This is a genomic window from Nonomuraea sediminis, from assembly GCF_018531495.1.
Classification (GTDB): Bacteria; Actinomycetota; Actinomycetes; order Streptosporangiales; family Streptosporangiaceae; genus Nonomuraea; species Nonomuraea sediminis.
In genome coordinates this window covers 892392-910930 of the sequence record NZ_JAHDTI010000003.1, presented here as the reverse complement: position 1 = coordinate 910930, position 18539 = coordinate 892392, and the positions used below count along the sequence as shown (strand labels likewise).

At 68.5% G+C, this 18539-nt stretch carries 16 protein-coding genes; 3 read left to right on the top strand and 13 right to left on the bottom strand.

Going from position 1 to position 18539, the window contains the following annotated elements:
• Nucleotides 1–69 precede the first annotated feature (69 nt).
• Both KIK09_RS18265 and KIK09_RS18260 read right to left on the bottom strand, forming a co-directional pair.
• Nucleotides 70–477: a secondary thiamine-phosphate synthase enzyme YjbQ gene (locus KIK09_RS18265; RefSeq protein ID WP_214320400.1), complete on the bottom strand. Its 408-nt coding sequence runs from the start codon at nucleotides 475–477 to the stop codon at nucleotides 70–72.
• Between the two features lie 9 nt (nucleotides 478–486).
• Nucleotides 487–669: a DUF1918 domain-containing protein gene (locus tag KIK09_RS18260; RefSeq protein ID WP_214320399.1), complete on the bottom strand. Its 183-nt coding sequence runs from the start codon at nucleotides 667–669 to the stop codon at nucleotides 487–489.
• Nucleotides 670–1158: 489 nt separating this feature from the next.
• Between KIK09_RS18260 and aceE the strand changes: the two genes are divergently transcribed.
• Nucleotides 1159–3906, top strand: coding sequence for a pyruvate dehydrogenase (acetyl-transferring), homodimeric type (gene aceE, locus KIK09_RS18255; RefSeq protein WP_214320398.1), 2748 nt, complete (start codon nucleotides 1159–1161; stop codon nucleotides 3904–3906).
• Nucleotides 3907–4027: 121 nt separating this feature from the next.
• On the opposite strand, the gene KIK09_RS18250 is transcribed toward aceE, so the two are convergent.
• The 3 genes from KIK09_RS18250 to KIK09_RS18240 form a co-directional block, all read right to left on the bottom strand.
• The gene (locus tag KIK09_RS18250) at nucleotides 4028–4441 is read right to left on the bottom strand and encodes an alpha/beta hydrolase (protein WP_214320397.1); all 414 of its coding nucleotides are present in this window, start codon (nucleotides 4439–4441) and stop codon (nucleotides 4028–4030) included.
• A gap of 876 nt (nucleotides 4442–5317) precedes the next feature.
• The gene (locus KIK09_RS18245) at nucleotides 5318–6532 is read right to left on the bottom strand and encodes a helix-turn-helix domain-containing protein (RefSeq protein ID WP_214320396.1); all 1215 of its coding nucleotides are present in this window, start codon (nucleotides 6530–6532) and stop codon (nucleotides 5318–5320) included.
• Between the two features lie 4 nt (nucleotides 6533–6536).
• A complete protein-coding gene (locus KIK09_RS18240) occupies nucleotides 6537–7082 on the bottom strand; it encodes a flavoprotein (protein ID WP_214320395.1) in 546 nt (181 codons plus the stop codon).
• Between the two features lie 681 nt (nucleotides 7083–7763).
• Here KIK09_RS18240 and KIK09_RS18235 point away from each other — a divergent pair.
• Nucleotides 7764–9173: an MFS transporter gene (locus KIK09_RS18235; RefSeq protein WP_214320394.1), complete on the top strand. Its 1410-nt coding sequence runs from the start codon at nucleotides 7764–7766 to the stop codon at nucleotides 9171–9173.
• The gene (locus KIK09_RS18230) at nucleotides 9170–9586 is read left to right on the top strand and encodes a MarR family winged helix-turn-helix transcriptional regulator (RefSeq protein ID WP_214320393.1); all 417 of its coding nucleotides are present in this window, start codon (nucleotides 9170–9172) and stop codon (nucleotides 9584–9586) included. Before KIK09_RS18235 ends, KIK09_RS18230 begins: the two co-directional genes overlap by 4 nt.
• A gap of 11 nt (nucleotides 9587–9597) precedes the next feature.
• On the opposite strand, the gene KIK09_RS18225 is transcribed toward KIK09_RS18230, so the two are convergent.
• The 8 genes from KIK09_RS18225 to mrdA all read right to left on the bottom strand — a co-directional run bounded on the left by KIK09_RS18225 (nucleotide 9598) and on the right by mrdA (nucleotide 18529).
• Nucleotides 9598–11355 carry an ABC transporter substrate-binding protein gene (locus tag KIK09_RS18225; protein WP_214320392.1) on the bottom strand — a complete coding sequence of 586 codons (1758 nt, stop codon included), beginning with the start codon at nucleotides 11353–11355 and terminating at the stop codon, nucleotides 9598–9600.
• A 17-nt stretch (nucleotides 11356–11372) separates the two neighbouring features.
• Nucleotides 11373–11648, bottom strand: coding sequence for a DUF2160 domain-containing protein (locus KIK09_RS18220; RefSeq protein WP_214320391.1), 276 nt, complete (start codon nucleotides 11646–11648; stop codon nucleotides 11373–11375).
• Between the two features lie 2 nt (nucleotides 11649–11650).
• Nucleotides 11651–12460, bottom strand: coding sequence for a carbohydrate ABC transporter permease (locus KIK09_RS18215; protein ID WP_214320390.1), 810 nt, complete (start codon nucleotides 12458–12460; stop codon nucleotides 11651–11653).
• On the bottom strand, nucleotides 12457–13326 hold the full coding sequence (locus KIK09_RS18210) for a carbohydrate ABC transporter permease (RefSeq protein ID WP_214320389.1): 870 nt from the start codon (nucleotides 13324–13326) through the stop codon (nucleotides 12457–12459). Before KIK09_RS18210 ends, KIK09_RS18215 begins: the two co-directional genes overlap by 4 nt.
• Nucleotides 13323–14405: an ABC transporter ATP-binding protein gene (locus KIK09_RS18205; protein ID WP_214320388.1), complete on the bottom strand. Its 1083-nt coding sequence runs from the start codon at nucleotides 14403–14405 to the stop codon at nucleotides 13323–13325. Before KIK09_RS18205 ends, KIK09_RS18210 begins: the two co-directional genes overlap by 4 nt.
• The gene (locus KIK09_RS18200) at nucleotides 14398–15489 is read right to left on the bottom strand and encodes an ABC transporter ATP-binding protein (RefSeq protein ID WP_214320387.1); all 1092 of its coding nucleotides are present in this window, start codon (nucleotides 15487–15489) and stop codon (nucleotides 14398–14400) included. The genes KIK09_RS18205 and KIK09_RS18200 overlap by 8 nt, the downstream gene beginning before the upstream one ends.
• Nucleotides 15490–15581: 92 nt before the next feature.
• Nucleotides 15582–16676 (bottom strand): rod shape-determining protein RodA, encoded by a 1095-nt coding sequence (rodA, locus tag KIK09_RS18195; RefSeq protein ID WP_308164168.1) that lies wholly within the window; start codon nucleotides 16674–16676, stop codon nucleotides 15582–15584.
• Entirely contained in the window at nucleotides 16673–18529 is a 1857-nt protein-coding gene (mrdA, locus tag KIK09_RS18190; protein WP_214320386.1) for a penicillin-binding protein 2, read from the bottom strand. The genes rodA and mrdA overlap by 4 nt, the downstream gene beginning before the upstream one ends.
• Nucleotides 18530–18539 lie beyond the last annotated feature (10 nt).

Genomic DNA, 18539 nt, shown 5'->3' with positions numbered 1-18539 from the left:
GGACAGTCCACACGCTGTGACCCTCAGTCGTCAACGGTCGCCACGGGTACGGCCTTCGGCGAGCCGAAGTCAACCGGACAAAAACGACAAGCGAACCTGACGTTGCGGATTGTCAACGTTCAGGTCAACGAGGGCCACGGACTGCCAGGTGCCCAGCGCCATCCGCCCGTCCAGCACCGGAATCGTGGCGTAGGGCGGGACCAGCGCGGGCATCACGTGTGACCGGCCGTGACCACGCGTGCCATGGGCGTGGCGCCACCGGTCGTCGGCGGGCAGCAGATCCTCCATGGCGGCGAGCAGGTCGTCGTCGCTGCCCGCGCCGAGCTCGATCACCGCGATCCCGGCCGTGGCATGCGGGACGAAGACGTGCAGCAGCCCGTCGCCGCCCTGAGCGCGCACGAAATCCGCGCACTGCCCCGTGATGTCGTGCACTGTCTCGTGCGCCCCGGTCGTCACGGTGATGATCTGCGATCTCACACGACGATTCTACTGGTGCACCACGACACAATCCGGGCCGGGAAATACCAACCCCGTATGGCCGTCGTCGAACCGCACGATGTACGGCGGGCCGCCGTCCACACCCTGTACCTCGATGATCTCGCCGCCCCGGTCCCGTTCCCCAACGGTATTCCCGTGCATCAGGAGCCGGTCGCCTACCGTCGCGTTCATACCTCCAGATTGGTACGGCGAAGCGCATTCGAAAAGCCCTCCCACGCGGGAGGGGATTTGCTGACCGAAAAGTTACGCTGCGCGGGTACGCCATCCCGCCATCACTGAACGTCACTGTACGGTTACCCGTCCGCGCGCCGTGGCGGCGACTGGGGCCGAGGGGACGTTCGCGACAGGTGGTCATGAACCCCGGCGGCTAGACTGACGCGGCGCATCGCGCCCAGGGGGTGTCGCCCTCGTAACCTCGGGGGATCCTTCAAGGCATGTGGGCGAATTTTCGTAGGTTTTCCCGTCTTGTTAAATTGCGGCACCGATGTACTCTTGGCGTTTGATTCGTCCGACCATCGGTGGTCTAGGCCACCGGTACCACCCCTACCTGTGGGGACACCTTGGTTACCGGTGAGTAGAGATGCACTTTCTACGACCAGCGACCAGGATGGAAGGCGACCCACACCATAGACATCAGTCCACCTCGGAAGGCGAGACCCAGTGGCTTCCGGACGCCAGCGTTTCTCGATCATCAGCGACGGCCTACCCAGCCAGCTGCCTGATGTCGACCCCAGCGAGACCAACGAGTGGCTCGAGTCGCTCGACAATGTCGTCAAGACGGAGGGCCGCACCCGGGCCCGCTACCTGATGCTCCGCATGCTGGAGCGCGCCCGCGAGCACCAGGTCGGCGTGCCGGGCCTGCGCAGCACCGACTACATCAACACCATCCCGCCGGAGCGCGAACCGTGGTTCCCGGGTGACGAGCACGTCGAGCGCCGCATCCGCGCCTACATCCGCTGGAACGCGGCGATCATGGTCTCCCGGGCCAACGCCCGTACCAACGTGGGTGGCCACATCGCCACCTACGCCTCGGCCGCCTCGCTCTACGAGGTGGGCTTCAACCACTTCTTCCGCGGCAAGGACCACGGCGAGTCGGGCGACCAGGTCTTCTTCCAGGGCCACGCCGCGCCCGGCATCTACGCCCGCGCCTTCCTGGAGGGCCGCCTCAACGAGGCGCAGCTCGACGCCTTCCGCCAGGAGCTGTCGCACGGCTTCCACGGCCTCCCCTCCTACCCGCACCCGCGGCTCATGCCCGACTTCTGGGAGTTCCCGACCGTCTCCATGGGCCTGGGCCCGATCGGGGCGATCTACCAGGCGCGCTTCAACCGCTATCTGCTCAACCGGCAGATCAAGGACACCTCGCGCAGCCACGTGTGGGCGTTCCTCGGCGACGGCGAGATGGACGAGCCCGAGTCGCTGGGCGCGATCGGCCTGGCCGCCCGCGAGGAGCTCGACAACCTCACCTTCGTCATCAACTGCAACCTGCAGCGCCTGGACGGCCCGGTGCGCGGCAACGGCAAGATCATCCAGGAGCTGGAGTCGTACTTCCGCGGCGCCGGCTGGAACGTGATCAAGGTCGTCTGGGGCCGCGACTGGGACCCGCTGCTGGCGGCCGACGTCGACGGCGTGCTGGTCAACCGGATGAACACCACGCCCGACGGCCAGTTCCAGACCTACAGCGTCGAGTCGGGCGAGTACATCCGCGAGCACTTCTTCGGCGGAGACCCGCGCCTGCGCAAGATGGTCGAGCACCTGACCGACGACGACATCCGCAAGCTGTCGCGCGGCGGCCACGACTACCGCAAGGTGTACGCGGCCTTCAAGGCGGCCCGCGAGCACGTCGGCCAGCCGACGGTCATCCTGGCCCAGACCATCAAGGGCTGGACGCTGGGCAAGGACTTCGAGGCCCGCAACGCCACGCACCAGATGAAGAAGCTCACCAAGGCCGAACTGAAGGAGTTCCGCGACCGGCTGTACCTGCCGATCCCGGACTCGGCCCTGGAGGCCGACCTGCCGCCGTACTTCCACCCGGGCGAGAACGACCCCGAGATCGAGTACATGAAGGAGCGGCGCGCGGCCCTGGGCGGCGTGCTGCCCAAGCGGGTGGTACGCGCCAAGCCGGTCAAGCTGCCCGGCGACGAGGTCTACAGCCAGTTCGGCAAGGGCTCGGGCAAGCAGCAGGTGGCCACCACCATGGCGTTCGTGCGCCTGCTGAAGGACCTGATGCGCGACAAGGAGATCGGCCACCGCTTCGTGCCGGTCATCCCGGACGAGGCCCGCACCTTCGGCCTGGACGCGATGTTCCCGACGGCGAAGATCTACTCGCCGCACGGCCAGACCTACGAGGCCGTCGACAGGGAGCTGCTGCTGTCCTACAAGGAGGCCGTCCAGGGCCAGATCCTGCACGAGGGCATCAGCGAGTCGGGCTCGATGGCCTCCACGATCGCCGCAGGCACCGCCTACGCCACGCACGGCGAGCACATGATCCCGGTCTACATCTTCTACTCGATGTTCGGCTGGCAGCGCACCGGCGACCAGATGTGGCAGCTGGGCGACCAGATGGGCCGCGGCTTCCTGCTGGGCGCCACGGCCGGCCGTACCACGCTGAACGGCGAGGGCCTGCAGCACGAGGACGGCCACACGCCGCTCATCGCCTCGACGAACCCGGCCGCCGTCTCCTACGACCCGTCCTGGGCCTTCGAGGTGGCCCACATCGTCAAGGACGGCCTGCGCAGGATGTACGGCGAGCAGCCCGAGGACGTCTTCTACTACCTCACGGTCTACAACGAGCCGTACCTGCAGCCGGCCGAGCCGGCCGACCTGGATGTGCAGGGCCTGCTGAAGGGCCTGTACAAGTTCGCCGGCTCGCCCCGCCAGGACGGCCCCAAGGCCAACATCCTGGCCTCGGGCGTGGCGGGCCCGTGGGCCATGGAGGCGCAGCGGCTGCTGGCCGAGGAGTGGGGCGTCTCGGCCGACGTGTGGTCGGCGACGTCCTGGACGGAGCTGCGCCGCGACGCGCTGGCGGCCGAGGAGCACAACCTGCTCAACCCCGACGCCGAGCAGCGCGTGCCGTACGTCACCGAGGCGCTCAAGGACGCTCAGGGGCCGTTCGTGGGCGTGAGCGACTACATGAAGGCCGTGCAGGACCAGATCGCGCAGTGGGTGCCAGGTGAGTGGTCCTCGCTGGGCACCGACGGGTTCGGCCTGTCCGACACCCGCTCGGCGTTGCGCCGCCACTTCCACGTGGACGCCGCCTCCATCACGCTGGCCGTACTGACCGCGCTGGTCAAGCGGGGCGAGCTGGACGGCGAGGTGCTGCGTGAGGCGATCGCCCGTTACCACCTGAAGAACGGCGTCACCGAGGCCGGCGGCGCCGAGAGCAACGACACCCAGTCGATGGGCGTCTGAGGGATTTCGCGTCCGGTCACCCCGCCGTTCCCTCGGTACGCGGTGACCGGACGCTTCACCCTTCCCTCGTGACATTTGATGCCAGAAGGGACGCGAGAGTTCTCCGTTCGCCGCGCAAGATCTAGAGGTACTCGCGGGGAAAGGGTTCCAGCGGGTCGTCAGGCCTGTCAGCCCAGCTCCACCAGTGGTGGTCGCCTGGGCAGGTCCAGCGCCCGCGGCAGGTCCGCGTGCCGTCGTCTTCACGGAGCATCATGTAGAAGCCGCCGAAGGACAGGTGCTGGTCGCACGACGGGCAATGCGGGGGACCTTCGCCGGGTTCGGTCATGAGGAGCAAGTCTCCACGACACCAGCTCAGGTGCGCGAGGGCCGCGCTCGGGCTTTCCAGGTGACCGTAGTAGCCCGTGTCGGGGACCACGGCGTACTCCCAGCCCGGTATCTGGTCGGCCACCTCGCGGCCCAGGTGGGGCGGGGTGAGGCGGTCGTGTTCGAAGGTGACGACCAGGGGAGGAGTGGGCCATGGGAGGCACCGGCCCACGAGCAGGGGGTACGGCAGCGCAGGATCGGCGGGTCATTCCAGCCACCCGGCGGGCCGGACGATCGACCGCGCTGCCGTACCCGTTGAGGGTGCGGTGATGCGAGGTACGGGGGCATCCCCTCCATCCCCTCGGAGAGGACACTCCGCATCACCACACCCCGTCTAGGGAGATGTGTGACTGCCCTTCAGGCGGGCGGCCAAGTCATCCAGGCTGTTGGCAAGCAGGATGTGGCGCGAGCCATGTAGCGGGTCCCGGCAGCTCTGCCAGCAAGACTGCACCGCGTACCACCGGCCCAAGCTGCAGAAGATCTCCCAGCGCCTGCCGTAAACGGCCTGCAGTGCCGCGAGCGTCCCGCTCACACCGGCGCTCCTGTCATCGGCTGGGGAAGCGGGTGCGTCTCCCGGAGGTGCGCGTAGCGGGCAGCGATCCGTCCTGCTGCTCGTTCGGGCTCGGTGGCGGAATGGTTGGCGTACAGCCAGCGGCCCGTCCGCGAGCGACGCCCTGTCCACCACCAGTACCAGAAGCCGTCCGTCCACACGACGAGCCCGGCCCACACCGACACCAGGGCGAGCCCGCGCCCTTCGTGGACATCGGCGGATACCCCTCTGGCCGCAAGGGCCGCGCGTAGTTGATCAGCGGTCGCTGGTGCGGAGAGGGGCGGGATCCCGGCGGGTCCAGGGGTGAGGCCGATCGGTTGAACTTGCTCGGGGCAACAGGAGCACTGATCCCGCGCGGGTCTCTGTTCGTGCCACATGGCGTTCCCTCCTGGTGGGGGGCGTGGCCTCTGGTCACGCCACGCAGGAGGAACCGTAGGTGGGGATCATCGTGGGGACCCGTACTGATGTGGAGGTCAAGAAGCCGCACAAAAGTGCGGGTCAGACGATGCCCGCCCGGTGAGCCAATCCCCGAAGCTGTGGGGTGCTGGCGCGGTGTTCCCGCTTGAGCAGTTGAGTCATGAGCTCTCGTGGACGCCCGCCGTAACGGACGAGTTCAGGGGAGAGTCGTTCGGCTTCGAGCAGCATGTTGACCGATGCGGCGTCCTTGCGTTGCAGGGCATAGGCGCGGGCGAGGTCCAGATGTACTTGTGCCCTGCGTCCCACCAGACCGTCGGAGATCTGGGCCAGGTTGAGCGTCTCGCCCTTGCTGATCGCGCGCCGGGTGTCGCCGAACTCGACGGCTGCCGAGATCTCGTGAATGGTCACGTTGGTTGTGCAGAAGGCTGTCCAGAAGTCGTTGCGGTCCTCTCCGAGCGTGTCGGCGACTTGCCCGGCCCGGGACAGGAAGGTGCGCACCGCGGCCTGGTCGTACGTGGCAGCGGCGGCGGTGACGGCCACCAGGTAGAGCGCGCCGACGATCGGCAGGGCGCGCATCGTGGGACGCCTGGTGGCGCTCAAGAGCGCGTCTGCCGCCTGGAGGGCCAGGTGCAGCGCTCGTTCGCTCTCACGGAGTCGCACCAGGACGTATCCGAGACGGTATGCGCTCACGGCGGCTAGGAGGGATCTGTCCGCCTCCTGCGCGGCGGCCAGCGAGCGATCAGCGGCTACCCAGGCCAGCTCAGCCTCTCCCACGCGGCGCAGTGTTGTGGTGGCGGCGTGGTAGGTCAGCGAGCGAAGGGTTTGATACTCGCGGCGTTGGGCGGCGGGAGCGTGACGGCTGCCCAGTTCGGTGGCCACGATCAGGCGGGGCAACCGCCTGCCGACCTCGTCGTAGCGCGTGGCCTGGTAGAGCCGGTTCACTCGGCGGATCTCATGCCGCAGCCACACGACGCTCTCAGGGAGCCCTTGCGTGTGCCGGGGGTCGATGAGCGAGGCAAGGCCGTCGTAGCCCATCATCGCGTGCCGGATTGCCGATGTGGCCTGGTAGCGCGTCATCGCGTTCGTCTTCTTCACGGTGAGTTCGTCCACGGACAGCCCGAGGATCTCGGCGAGGGCGCTGATCACGGTGTGGTTGTCGACGGCGCGTTGCCCACGCTCCACCTGACTCAGCCAGCTCTCGGAACGGCCGACGAGACCGGACAGGACGGCTTGGGACAGTCCACGGCGACGACGTGCCCGCGCGATCCGCTGACCGATCTCCTTGCGGGCGTCCATGCCATCACCCCTGCGTCTGTTGCCCTCCGACAACGGCGTCCAGCTCCTGCATGATTCGTTCCCAGGATGGCATGCGGGATTGCGGCGGGGCCGCCGGATCGAACAGGACCCGGACGCCCATCTCCTGAAGGGTGTCCAGGCTGCGCTGGAAAGCCACGTGCCGGGCGAGCGCTTCCTTGAGCAGTGGTACCGTCAGGATCGGCACGCCGAACCCCATCACCTCGCACAGCAGTCCGATGGCGAAGGTGTCGGCGATGCCGTACGCCCACTTGTTGATCGTGTTGAACGTGGCCGGAGCGACGATCACCGCGTCGGCGGGCGGCAGGCCCTTGGGATCCTGCGGCATCCGGTACGTGCTTCGCACCAGGTTCCCGGTCAGGCGCTCCAGCTCAGGGACGTTGACGAACCGCTCACCCATCGGCGTAGCCACCACGTGCGCCTGCCACCCCGACGCCTGCGCCAAGGGGATCAAGCTGTGGAGGTCGGCGGCGGCGGGCGCGGCACACGCGATCACGTAGAGAACGCCGCGCGAGCCCTCGTGGGGTTCCATGTGCGTGATCCTAATGAGAGGGTGATCCGGACTCGCTGGGCGTGGCGCCGACCAGGGGAATGGCCTCCGAAGTGTCCCGGCTCAATCGAGTTGGCGTAGAGGCATGGCTCTGGCCTGCTATACGCCAACTCTGGTGAGACGCCTGGGCACACGGTTGTCTCATCCAGGGTGGCGCGCGGGACGTTTCGTCTCATCGAGCCTGGAGTCGTAGCCCGGGGGTGGCGGGGTGGCGGTCATTTGCCGGGAAGACGAACCCGGTCAACAGGACTGCCATCAATCCAAGGGCCGGTAACGCCACATCCATCCCGCCATCGTCGCACCCGCCTCCACAACTGAACAGATCAAGGAATGCGCCGCCTCTAATGAGATTCAGCCATATCGAGTGAGACAAGACACGAAGTGAGTAACGAACTGAGTGACAATCGCCCCGGTCGGCCATGGATCGTGGAGGACCGCCCGGGACTGTAAGTCCAGGTGGAGGCGGAATCGTCCATGATCCCGCCTCTCCATGACGCCCCTTGCATTTCTCAGCCCCGTAGCGATCACGCTGCGGGGCCTGCTTGTTGTTGGTGGCGGGTCGCGCTCGCCATGGACCGGCGGCCCCTCGAGGACGTTCCGTGCGGAGGGGGGATAGTATGACATCTACAACTATTGTAGATCTGTAACGATCTTGGAGTGTGCTTGTCCGAGCTCACCAAGGGGCGGCGCCTGTTCGTGCTGGCCATCTGCTGCATGAGCCTGCTGATCGTCAGCCTCGACAACACCGTCCTCAACGTCGCCCTCCCGTCGATGCGGCGCGAGCTGAACGCCTCCATCTCCGGCCTGCAGTGGACCATCGACGCCTACCTGGTCGTCCTGGCCTCGCTGCTCATGCTGTCGGGAGCGACCGCCGACCGGGTCGGCAGGAAGCGCACGTTCATGGTCGGGCTGGCCGTCTTCACGCTCGGCTCGCTGCTGTGCAGCCTGGCCCCGGGCCTGGGCTGGCTGGTGGCCGCGCGCATCGTGCAGGCCGTCGGCGGCTCCATGCTCAACCCGGTCGCCATGTCGATCATCACGAACGTCTTCACCGAGCCGCGCGAGCGCGCCAGGGCGATCGGCGTGTGGGCGGGCGTGGTCGGGATCAGCATGGCCGCGGGGCCGATGATCGGCGGGCTGCTGGTGGACAGCGCGGGCTGGCGTTCGATCTTCTGGCTGAACCTGCCGATCGGGATCGCCGCGCTGGCGCTGACCGCGTGCTTCGTCCCGGAGTCCAAGGCGGACAAGGCGCGCAGGCCCGACCCCGTCGGGCAGCTGCTGATGATCGTGCTGCTCGGCTCGCTGACCTACGGCATCATCGAGGCGCCCCGGCTGGGCTGGACCTCGCCGGTCATCCTGGGCTGCGCGGCCGCAGCCGTGATCGCCCTGGTGGCGCTGCCGCTGTACGAGCTCAGACGCGCCGAGCCGCTCATCGATCCGCGCTTCTTCCGCAGCGCGCCCTTCAGCGGGGCCACGGTCATCGCGATCTCCGGTTTCGCCGCGCTGGGCGGGTTCCTGTTCATGAACAACCTCTACCTGCAGGACGTGCGTGGCATGTCGGCGCTGCACGCCGGGCTCTACATGCTGCCGATGGCGGCGATGACAGGGGTGTTCGCGCCGCTGTCCGGCAGGGTGGTAGGCAGCAGGGGGCCGCGCCTGCCGCTGCAGTTCGCGGGCGTGACGATGATGGCCAGCGCCGTGCTGTTCGCCGTGTTCGACGCGGAGACCAGGACCTGGCTGCTGTTCGCCGCCTACGTGCTGTTCGGCATGGGGTTCGGGGCGATCAACGCGCCCATCACCAACACGGCCGTCTCGGGCATGCCGCGCTCGCAGGCCGGCGTGGCCTCGGCGGTGGCCTCCACCAGCCGCCAGGTGGGCCAGGCGCTCGGTGTGGCGCTGATCGGGGCACTGCTGACCGCGGGCATGTCCGCGCCCGGCGCCTCCTTCGTGCAGGCCAGCCGCCCGGCGTACTGGGTGCTGGCCGTGTGCGGCGCGCTCGTGCTCTTGCTCGGTACGGTTACCACGCGCAGCAGCGCCGAGGTGTCCACGCGCGAGATGGTGGTGAGCAGCCGATGACCGACCCAGCGGCCAGGGCCTGGAAGAACCTGCGGATCCTGCTGCAGGAGCGCGGTGACCGCAGGCGGGAGGTCACCGAGGCGCTCGGGATGAGCTTCTTCAGGATCAAGGCGCTGCGCGCGATCGCCAGGCAGCCCATGACGCTGCGCGATCTGGCCGACTCGCTGCTCACCGACCGGCCCTACACCTCGCTGGTCGTCGAGGACCTGGCCAGTCGCGGCCTGGTGGAGCGCACGGCCAACCCGGCGGACCGCCGCTCCAAGATCGTCACGGTCACGGAGGCGGGCGCCGAGACCGCCGCGGAGGCCGAGCGCATACTCAACCAGCCCCCGGCCGCCCTCTACGACCTGCCGGAGGCTGACCTGGCAGCGCTCGACCGCATCGCCGCCCACCTGATCATGCTCACGAGTTGACAGCGGCGCCCTCAACCCCACTGGGCGAGGAGCTTGTCGTAGTCGAGGGTTTCGGGCTTGCCTCGCTCGTCGGCGAGTTTGGGGGCGGGGGCGCCCGGCTGGTCGAGCCAGTACTGGGGATCCCGCTCGGGGTTCAGCTTGGGGGCGCAGGCGCCGCCGTAACCCCGGCGTTCCAGGCGGGCGAGGATGTCGTCCTGCTGCTTGGCGAGGTTGTCCATGGACTGCTGCGCGGTCGTCTCCCCGGTGACCGCGGTGGCCACGTTCTGCCACCACAGCTGGGCCAGCTTGGGGTAGTCGGGGACGTTGGTGCCCGTCGGGGTCCACTGCTTGCGCGCGGGTGAGCGGTAGAACTCGATCAGCCCGCCGTACTTGTCGGCGTTCTTGGCGAAGTAGTCGCTTCTGATGTCGGAGTCGCGGATGAAGGTCAACCCCTTGATCGACTTCTTCAGCGAGACCGTCTTGGACGTGACGAACTGCGCGTACAGCCAGGCGGCGGCCCTGCGGTCCTGGGGGGTGTTCTTCAGCAGGGTCCAGGATCCCGCGTCCTGGTAGCCGAGTTTGTTGCCGGTCTTCCAGTAGACGCCGTGCGGGCTGGGCGCCATCCGCCACTTGGGGGTGCCGTCGGCGTTCACCACCGGCAGCCCTGGCTTGGTCATGTCGGCGGTGAACGCGGTGTACCAGAAGATCTGCTGGGCGATGTTGCCCTGCGCAGGGACCGGGCCGGATTCGCTGAAGTTCATTCCGGCGGCTTCTTTGGGGGCGTACTTCTTCAGCCAGTCGACGTACTTGGTGAGCGCGTAGACGGCCGCGGGGCCGTTGGTGTCGCCGCCGCGGGTCACCGACGAGCCGACCGGGCGGCAGTTCTCCACCCGGATTCCCCAGTCGTCGACCGGCAGGCCGTTGGGCAGGCCGGGGTCGCCGTTGCCTGCCATGGACAGCCACGCGTCGGTGAACCGCCAGCCGAGCGAGGGATCCTTGCGGCCGTAGTCCATGTGGCCGTAGACCTTCTTGCCGTCGATGGTCCCGTTGCCGTTCACCTTGTTGGTGAAGAAGTCGGCGATGTCCTCGTAGGCGGCCCAGTTCACCGGGACGCCGAGGTCGTAGCCGTACAGGCTCTTGAACTGCTTCTTGATCTCCGGGTCGGTGAACCAGTCGTAGCGGAACCAGTAGAGGTTGGCGAACTGCTGGTCGGGCAGCTGGTACAGCTTCCTGTCCGGGCCCGTGGTGAAGCTGGTGCCGATGAAGTCGCCGAGGTCGAGCGTGGGGGAGGTGACCGCCTTGCCTTCCCCGGCCATGTAGTCGGAGAGCGGGAACACGTAGTCGCCGCGTGAGTGGGTGCCGATCAGATCCGAGTCGTTGACGTAGGCGTCGTAGATGTTCTGGTTTCCCTGGATCTGGGTCTGCAGCTTCTCGATCACGTCGCCCTCCTGGATCAGGTCGTGCTTGATCCTGATCCCGGTGATCTCCGTGAACGCCTTGGCGAGCTGCTGCGACTCGTACTCGTGCGTCGTGATCGTCTCCGACACGACGTTGATCTGCATCCCGCGGTACGGCGCGGCCGCCTTGATGAACCAGTCCATCTCGGCGAGCTGCTGGTCCTTGGACAGGGTGCTCGGCGTGAACTCGCCGGACACCCACCTCTGCGCCGCGGCCTTCCCCGCGGCCTCGGTGTAGTCGGTCTTGCGGCTGTCGTCGCCGTTTCCCGTGCATCCGGGCACCAGCAGGGCCAGTACGGCGAGGCCGATCGCCGTGGTCCTCGTTGACGGCATGGCCTATCCCTTCTGTGTCATCCCCATCTCCCGATCACCAGCACGACGAGCAGCGCGCACCCCAGTGCGAGCCACATCGACAGGTCGGTGAGGGCGATCCACCCGGCCAGCACGACGGCGGCGCTGATCAGGCCGATGTACAGCCGGTCTCCGCGATCGGTCTCGATGCGGAGGAAACCGCGCCGGGCCACCGGCGGCGAGAGCTTGGCCCACACCGCCATCGCGCCCAGCAGGAGCGCCAGCCCGGCGAACACCAGCGCGGTGGGCGGGGTCCACACCATCCACTCGAGCATGGTCAGACCCTCCCCAGAGAGAAGCCTTTGGCGATGTAGTTGCGGACGAACCAGATGACGATCGCGCCGGGAATGATGGTCAGCACCCCGGCCGTCGCGAGCAGCCCCCAGTCGACGCCCGCCGCGCTCACGGTCCGCGTCATGGTGGCGGCGATGGGCTTGGCGTTGACGGAGGTGATGGTCCTGGCGATCAGCAGTTCGACCCAGCTGAACATGAAGCAGAAGAACGCGGTGACCCCGATCGCCGAGCGGATCATGGGCAGGAAGATACGCACGAAGAAGCGCGGCAGGGAATAGCCGTCGATCGCCGCGGTCTCGTCGATCTCGCGCGGTATCCCGGACATGAATCCCTCCAGGATCCACACGGCCAGCGGCACGTTGAACAGCATGTGCGCGATGGCGACGCCCAGATGCGTGTCGAACAACCCGACGCTCTGATAAATCTGGAAGAACGGCAGCAGGAATACCGCCGGTGGCGCCATGCGATTGGTCAGCAGCCAGAAGAAGAGATGTTTGTCGCCGGCGAAACGGAAACGCGAGAACGCGTACGCCGCGGGAAGCGCCACCACCAGCGAGATGACCGCGTTGATGGACGTGTACCCGATGGAGTTGAGATAGCTCGAATACCAGGCGGAATCCGTGAAGAACGTGTGGTAATTGTCCAGCGTCGTCCGCTGCGGTATCAGCGAGAAACTCCCGAGGATGTCCTCGTTGGGCCTGATGGACATGCCCACCATCCACAGCACGGGAAGCATGAGCGTGGCCGCGTACAGCCAGAACACCGCACGGGCCCACGGCAGCCTCGCTCTCATCGCCCGCTCCTGGTCAGCACGGTGAAGAAGACGTAGGACACGATCTGCACGATGAGGAAGTACAGCAGCGAGAACGCGCCCGCCGGCCCGAGGTCGAACTGGCCGACGGCGATCTTCGACAGCAGGATGCTCAGGAACGAGGTGGCGTTGCCCGGCCCGCCGCCGGTCACCACGAACGGTTCGGTGTAGATCATGAAGCTGTCCATGAACCGCAGCAGGATCGCGATCGTCAGCACCCCGCGCAGCCGCGGGAGCTGGATGTGGCGGAAGGTCGCCCACCCGGACGCGCCGTCGATCTGGGCGGCCTGGAAGTACGGTTCCGGGATCGACCGCAGCCCCGCGTAGGTCAGCAGCACCACCAGCGGGGTCCAGTGCCACACGTCCATCAGCAGGACCGTGATCCAGGCGTCGGTGGAGTCGAGGGTGTAGTTGAAGTCGATCCCCAGCACGTTGTTGATCGACCAGCCGCCCAGCCCGATGTCGGGGCGGGCGAAGATCTGCCAGATCGTCCCCACCACGTTCCACGGGATGAGCAGCGGAAGCGCGACGACGACCAGGGCCACGGACACCCACACGCCGCGGCGCGGCATCGCCACCGCGATCGCCACGCCCAGCGGGATCTCCACCAGCAGCACCTGGGCCGAGAACAGCAGGGTCCGCACGAAGGCGGCCCTGACCTCGGGATCGCGGGAGACCGAGCGGAACCACTCCAGCCCCACGAAGATCCGGTCGCTCGGGGAGAAGATGTCCTGCACGGAGAAGTTCACGACCGTCATCAGCGGGATCACCGCCGTGAACGCGACCGACACCACCACGGGCAGCACGAGTAGCCAGGCCCGGTTGTTCCTGCGCCGTTCGGTGGTCATGCCAGGTCCAGGGCCGCGACCGAGCCGCACCTGACGGCGTCCCTGAACAGGAACGTCCGATCCGGGGCGAAGCCGAAGAACTCCACGGCGCCGGCCGGGTAGGTCGAGTCCGCGCCGACCTTGGCGACGAACCCGTGATCGCCCGCCCTGGCGTGCACCAGGTTGTAGGCCCCCATCCGATCCGTCCCCGTCACCCGCGCCTCGAGCCCGGGTGTCCGGGCGGCCCCGACCTGCACGAACTCCGGGCGGACGCCGACGTTGACGGGCCCCGGTGGGAGGCGGTCCACGGTGCGTCCCAGCGCCGCCCGTCCGACCCGTACGACGCCGTCGGCGATCTCGGCGGGCAGCACGTTCATCCCGGGCGAGCCGATGAAGTGGCCGACGAACTCGTGCGCGGGCGACAGGAACAGCTCGCTGGGCTCCCCGGCCTGCACGATCGCCCCGTCGTTGAGGACGATCACCTCGTCGGCGAAGGTCAGCGCCTCCGTCTGGTCGTGGGTGACGTAGATCAGGGTGTGCCCGGTGTCGCGGTGGATCTCCTTCAGCTTGCTGCGCAGCGTCCACCTCAGCGCGGGGTCGACGACGGTGAGCGGCTCGTCGAGCAGCACCGCCGCCACGTCGGAACGCACCAGCCCGCGGCCCAGGCTGACGATCTGCTGCAGGCCCGGATCCAACCGGCGCGACCTGCGATCGAGATGATCGTGCAGTCCCAGCAGCCGCGACACCTCGCGCACCCGCTGGTCGACCTCGGCCTTGGGGAAGCGCCGGTTCCGCAACGGGAAGGCGAGGTTGTCGTAGACGGACATCTCCTCGTACAGCACGGGGAACTGGAACACCTGCGCGATGTTGCGGGCCGCGGTCGGCACCTTCGTCACCTCGCGGTCGTCCAGCCAGATCCGGCCGGTCGTGGGGGTGAGCAGGCCCGAGATGAGGTTCAGCAGGGTCGTCTTGCCGCAGCCGCTGGGACCGAGCAGCGCGTAGGCCCGGCCGCTGCGCCACGTCCAGGTCAGCCGCTCGATGGCCCACGTACGGCCGGCGTCGTAGCTGTGCCCGACGCCTTCGAGGCGGATGTCAGCCATGCAGATCGACCTCCGGCGCGGACTCGGCGAGCAGGCGTCCGCCGCTCTCGTCGAACACGAAGACGTGCGCCGGGTCGACGTAGGCCAGGGCCGGCTCCCCGGGCTCGAAGCGCCGGGTGCCGGGCAACTGCGCGACCAGGTGCCTTTCTCCGGCCACCAGCAGGTGGAGGAACGTCACGCCGCCCGTCACCTCGGCCAGCCGTATCTCCGCGGGGAACTCCAGCGCGCCGGGACCGCCCGCCGCGATGCTCACCTGGTGCGGGCGTACGGCGAGCACCACCTGCCGGCCGGAGACCTGCGCGCGCGGTGCGGGGAGCCAGGCGCCCAGGCACTCGATCCTGCCCTCGCGCACGACGCCGGGCAGCAGGTTCAGCGGCGGGTCGCTGAGCGTCGCCGCGACGTGGAGCGTCGGCGGATGGCGGTACATGTCCGCGACGTCGCCGACGCGCTCGATCCTGCCCTGGCTCAACACCACCGTCGGCGCCGCGAACGTCAGCGCCTCGGCCGGGTCGGCCGTGGAGTAGAGCACCACCCCGGGCGAGTCGCGGAACAGGTCCTTCAGATCGGCCCGCAGCCGCTCGCGCAGCTTGTAGTCGAGGTTGGCCAGCGGCTCGTCCAGGAGCAGCACGTCGGCCGGCCGGGCCAGCGCCCTGGCGATCGCCGTGCGCTGCTGCTGGCCGCCCGACAGCTCCGCCGGTCTGCGGCCGAGCAGGTCGCCGATGCCCATCAGTTCGGCGACCTCGCGGACCCGCCGGTCGATCTCGCCTTTGGTGCGGGTGCGGGCCTGGCGCAGCGGGGAGGCGATGTTCTCGTAGACCGACAGCGACGGATAGTTGATGAATTGCTGGTAGACGAAGGCGACCGACCGCTTGCGCGCGGAAATCGAGGTGACGTCTTTTCCATTGACGATGACGCGCCCGCCGGTGGGCGAAACGAGCCCGGCCGCCACCCGCATCAGAGTGGTCTTTCCCGCGCCCATCGGGCCGATGAGCGTGGTCATTCCATCGGATAATTCCAGGTCGATATCGTCGAGCCAGATCTCGTCGCGCCGCCGTACGCAGATGTCCTCGAGAATCAGCGTCAACCGGCCCCGTCCTTTCCGTCGGAGCACTTACCCATCCATCTAACATGATCTACAAAAATCTGCAACGGGTGTTGTCGGGCTGGAATTATCCTTCAGAAATGCGCCAGGGTGGTGCTGCCGCGATGGATCGACTGCAGCACGCCGGTGGCGACCAGGACCGCGGTGGTGGCCGAGCCGCCGTAGGACACGAACGGCAGCGGGACCCCGACGATCGGCACCAGCCCCAGCGTCATCCCCAGATTGACGAACGCCTGCACGCCCAGCCAGCACACGATCCCGGCCGCCGCCACCGTCCCGAACGGCGTCTCGGCGCGGCCGGCGATCCGCAGGCCGCGCCAGAGCACCAGGGCCAGCAGCGCCAGGATCGCGCCGGCGCCGGCGAAGCCGAGTTCCTCGCCGGCCACGGTGAAGATGAAGTCGGTGTGCTGCTCGGGCACGAACCCGCCGCCGGTCTGGTCCCCGTTGAACAGCCCGCGGCCGAACGCCCCGCCGGAGCCGATCGTCACCAGCGCCTGGTGCGCCGTGTACCCGGCGCCGAGCTGGTCGTTGGAGGGTTCGGCGAAGGCCATCACCCGCTGCACCTGGTGCGGCCGCAGCAGTCCGACCTGCCAGGCCAGCACCGCCGCCGCGACCCCCGCGGCGACGAACGCGAAGATCCACCGCAGCGACACCCGCGACAGGAAGGTCGCGCCCATCGCGGTCGCCGCCAGGATCAGGACGGTGCCGAGATCGGGCTGCAGCGCGATCAGCCCGGCCGGCACCGCCGCCACCACCATCGCCAGCAGCAGCTGCGGGAGGCGGGGCCGGTGCTGCCCGTCGGGCAGCTCGCTCAGAATCGTCGCCAGTCCCAGCACCAGGGTCAGCTTGGCCAGCTCCGACGGCTGCAACTGCAGTCCGAACAGCGGGATCCAGGAACGCGCCCCGTTGACGGTCCTGCCGATCGGCGTGATCACGAGCAGGAGGCCGACGCACACGAGCAGGTAGGCGACGGGGGTGTAGGCGCGCAACAGCCGGTGGTCGACGAACGTCAGCCCCACCATCAGCGCCAGCCCGAGCGCGATGCTCAGGCCCTGCCGGATCAGGTACTCCCGCGGCTCCCTGGCGGCCGCCCCCACCAGCACCATGCCCACCACGCACAGCGCGATGGACGCGATGCACAGCACCCAGTCGAAGCGAGGCCTGGTCACCGGTAGATCCCCTCCCAGATGCGCCTGACGGCGGGGGCGGCGGCCGAGGCTCCCGTCCCGCCCTGAGAGATCATCACCACGACGGCCAGCCGCGGCTTGGCGGCCGGGGCGAAGGACGCGAACCAGGAGGTGTCACGCTTGCCGTACGACTCGGCAGTGCCGGTCTTGCCTGCGATGGGATGCTTGTCCAGGTCGAAGCCGTGGAAAGCGCCGGCCGCGGTGCCGTCGCGCGGCACGTCTGACAGCGCCCTGCGGATGTAGGCCAGCACCTTCCCGGAGACCGGGAGCCTGCCCACCACCGGCGGGGTGATCGTGCGGACCGTGCGGCCGTCCGGCGCGACCACCGCCTTGGCCACGCGCGGGCTGAACAGCTTGCCGCCGTTGGCCAGCGCCGCGTACGCCCGCACCAGCTGCAGCGGCGTGACCAGCACGTCGCCCTGGCCGATCGCGAAGTTGGCCGCGTCGCCCGCGCGCCAGCGGTATCCCTCCAGGCACTGCTCCTTGGCGATGGCGGCCACGTAGGCCGAGCGCCGCTTGTCCTTCTTGCAGTTGATCGCCTTGGTCGCCAGCCACGTCGCCCGCTTCCACCTGCGGTCGGGTACCCGTCCCGCGGCCTCGCCCGGCAGGTCGACGCCGGTCGTCCTGCCGAAGCCGAACGCCTTGGCGTTGCTCGGCATCAGGTCCCTGCGGCCCTTCAGCCACAGCTCGTAGGCGAAGCGGTAGAAGATCGTGTCGCAGGAGGCCGACAGCGCCCTGTGCAGGTTCATCGTGCCCAGCGCGATCCCGTCGAAGTTGCGGAACGACCTGTCGCCCACCATGTAGGAGCCTGGGCAGGAGTAGGTGCCGTTCAGGTCGTAGCCCGCGCGCACGGCCGCGGCGGTCGAGGTGATCTTCCAGGTGGAGCCGGGGGGCCACTGGCCCTGGATCGCGCGGAAGGCCAGCCTGCCGCGCAGCTTGCGGTATTCGGCGGTCGAGATCCCGCCGGTCCAGACGCTGGGGGAGTAGGTGGGGTATCCCGCCATGGCGACGATGCGCCCGGTGCGGACGTCCATCACCACGGCCGCGCCGGAGTCGCCGCGGGCCTTGGTCACCGCCGTCCGCAGCGACCGCTCCACGATCTGCTGTATCCCGGCGTCGATGCTGGTGACGAGCGTGTTCCCGGCGACCGGGCCCACCTCGGAGACCGTGCGCACCACCTGTCCCGTCGTGTCGACCACGACCTGGCGGCTGCCGGCGCTCCCTCGCAGGTCGGCGTCGTAGACGGCCTCGAGCCCGTCGCGCCCTTCCAGCCCCACCCCGGTGGCGGGATCGAGCTCGCCGCCTGGCGCGATGTACCCCAGCAGGTGCGCGCCCAGGCTGTCGTAGGGGTACTGCCGCACCGGCAGCAGCTCGGCGCTCACCCCGGGGAAGAGCTCGGGCCGCTCGGCGATCTGCAGCGCCGACCGACGGCTCACCTGCTCGGCGACGGGAATCGACTGGTACGGCGAGCCGGGCCAGCACGGCCGCCGCACCCCCGCCTCGCACAGCCGCACCCGCGAGGCGAGCTCCTGGTACGGCAGGCCGAGCGCGCCCGCCAGCCGCTCGAGCACGGCCCGCCCCCCGTCACGCTGGTGGGTGAGCGCGACATAGTCGACCGACACCACCATCGCGGTCCGGTTGCGCACCAGCGGCCTGCCCCGGCTATCGACGATCTCCCCACGCACGGGCGGGACGACGACGTGCCGGATATGCGACTCGGTGGCGGCTTTGGCGTAGCGGTCGCCTGAGCGGATCTGCACGTCCCACAGCCGCCCGAGGACGATGAGCATCAGCGAGGCGAACAGGATGTGCAGCACCAGCAGCCGAGGACGCATTGAAGATCCT

Bases quoted from the DNA above. Each gene is read 5' to 3' on its own strand.
- KIK09_RS18260 (WP_214320399.1), bottom strand. From the start codon at position 669: ATGAACGCGACGGTAGGCGACCGGCTCCTGATGCACGGGAATACCGTT.
- KIK09_RS18245 (WP_214320396.1), bottom strand. From the start codon at position 6,532: ATGGACGCCCGCAAGGAGATCGGTCAGCGGATCGCGCGGGCACGTCGT.
- KIK09_RS18240 (WP_214320395.1), bottom strand. From the start codon at position 7,082: ATGGAACCCCACGAGGGCTCGCGCGGCGTTCTCTACGTGATCGCGTGT.
- KIK09_RS18230 (WP_214320393.1), top strand. From the start codon at position 9,170: ATGACCGACCCAGCGGCCAGGGCCTGGAAGAACCTGCGGATCCTGCTG.
- KIK09_RS18225 (WP_214320392.1), bottom strand. From the start codon at position 11,355: ATGCCGTCAACGAGGACCACGGCGATCGGCCTCGCCGTACTGGCCCTG.
- KIK09_RS18220 (WP_214320391.1), bottom strand. From the start codon at position 11,648: ATGCTCGAGTGGATGGTGTGGACCCCGCCCACCGCGCTGGTGTTCGCC.
- KIK09_RS18215 (WP_214320390.1), bottom strand. From the start codon at position 12,460: ATGAGAGCGAGGCTGCCGTGGGCCCGTGCGGTGTTCTGGCTGTACGCG.
- KIK09_RS18210 (WP_214320389.1), bottom strand. From the start codon at position 13,326: ATGACCACCGAACGGCGCAGGAACAACCGGGCCTGGCTACTCGTGCTG.
- KIK09_RS18205 (WP_214320388.1), bottom strand. From the start codon at position 14,405: ATGGCTGACATCCGCCTCGAAGGCGTCGGGCACAGCTACGACGCCGGC.
- mrdA (WP_214320386.1), bottom strand. From the start codon at position 18,529: ATGCGTCCTCGGCTGCTGGTGCTGCACATCCTGTTCGCCTCGCTGATG.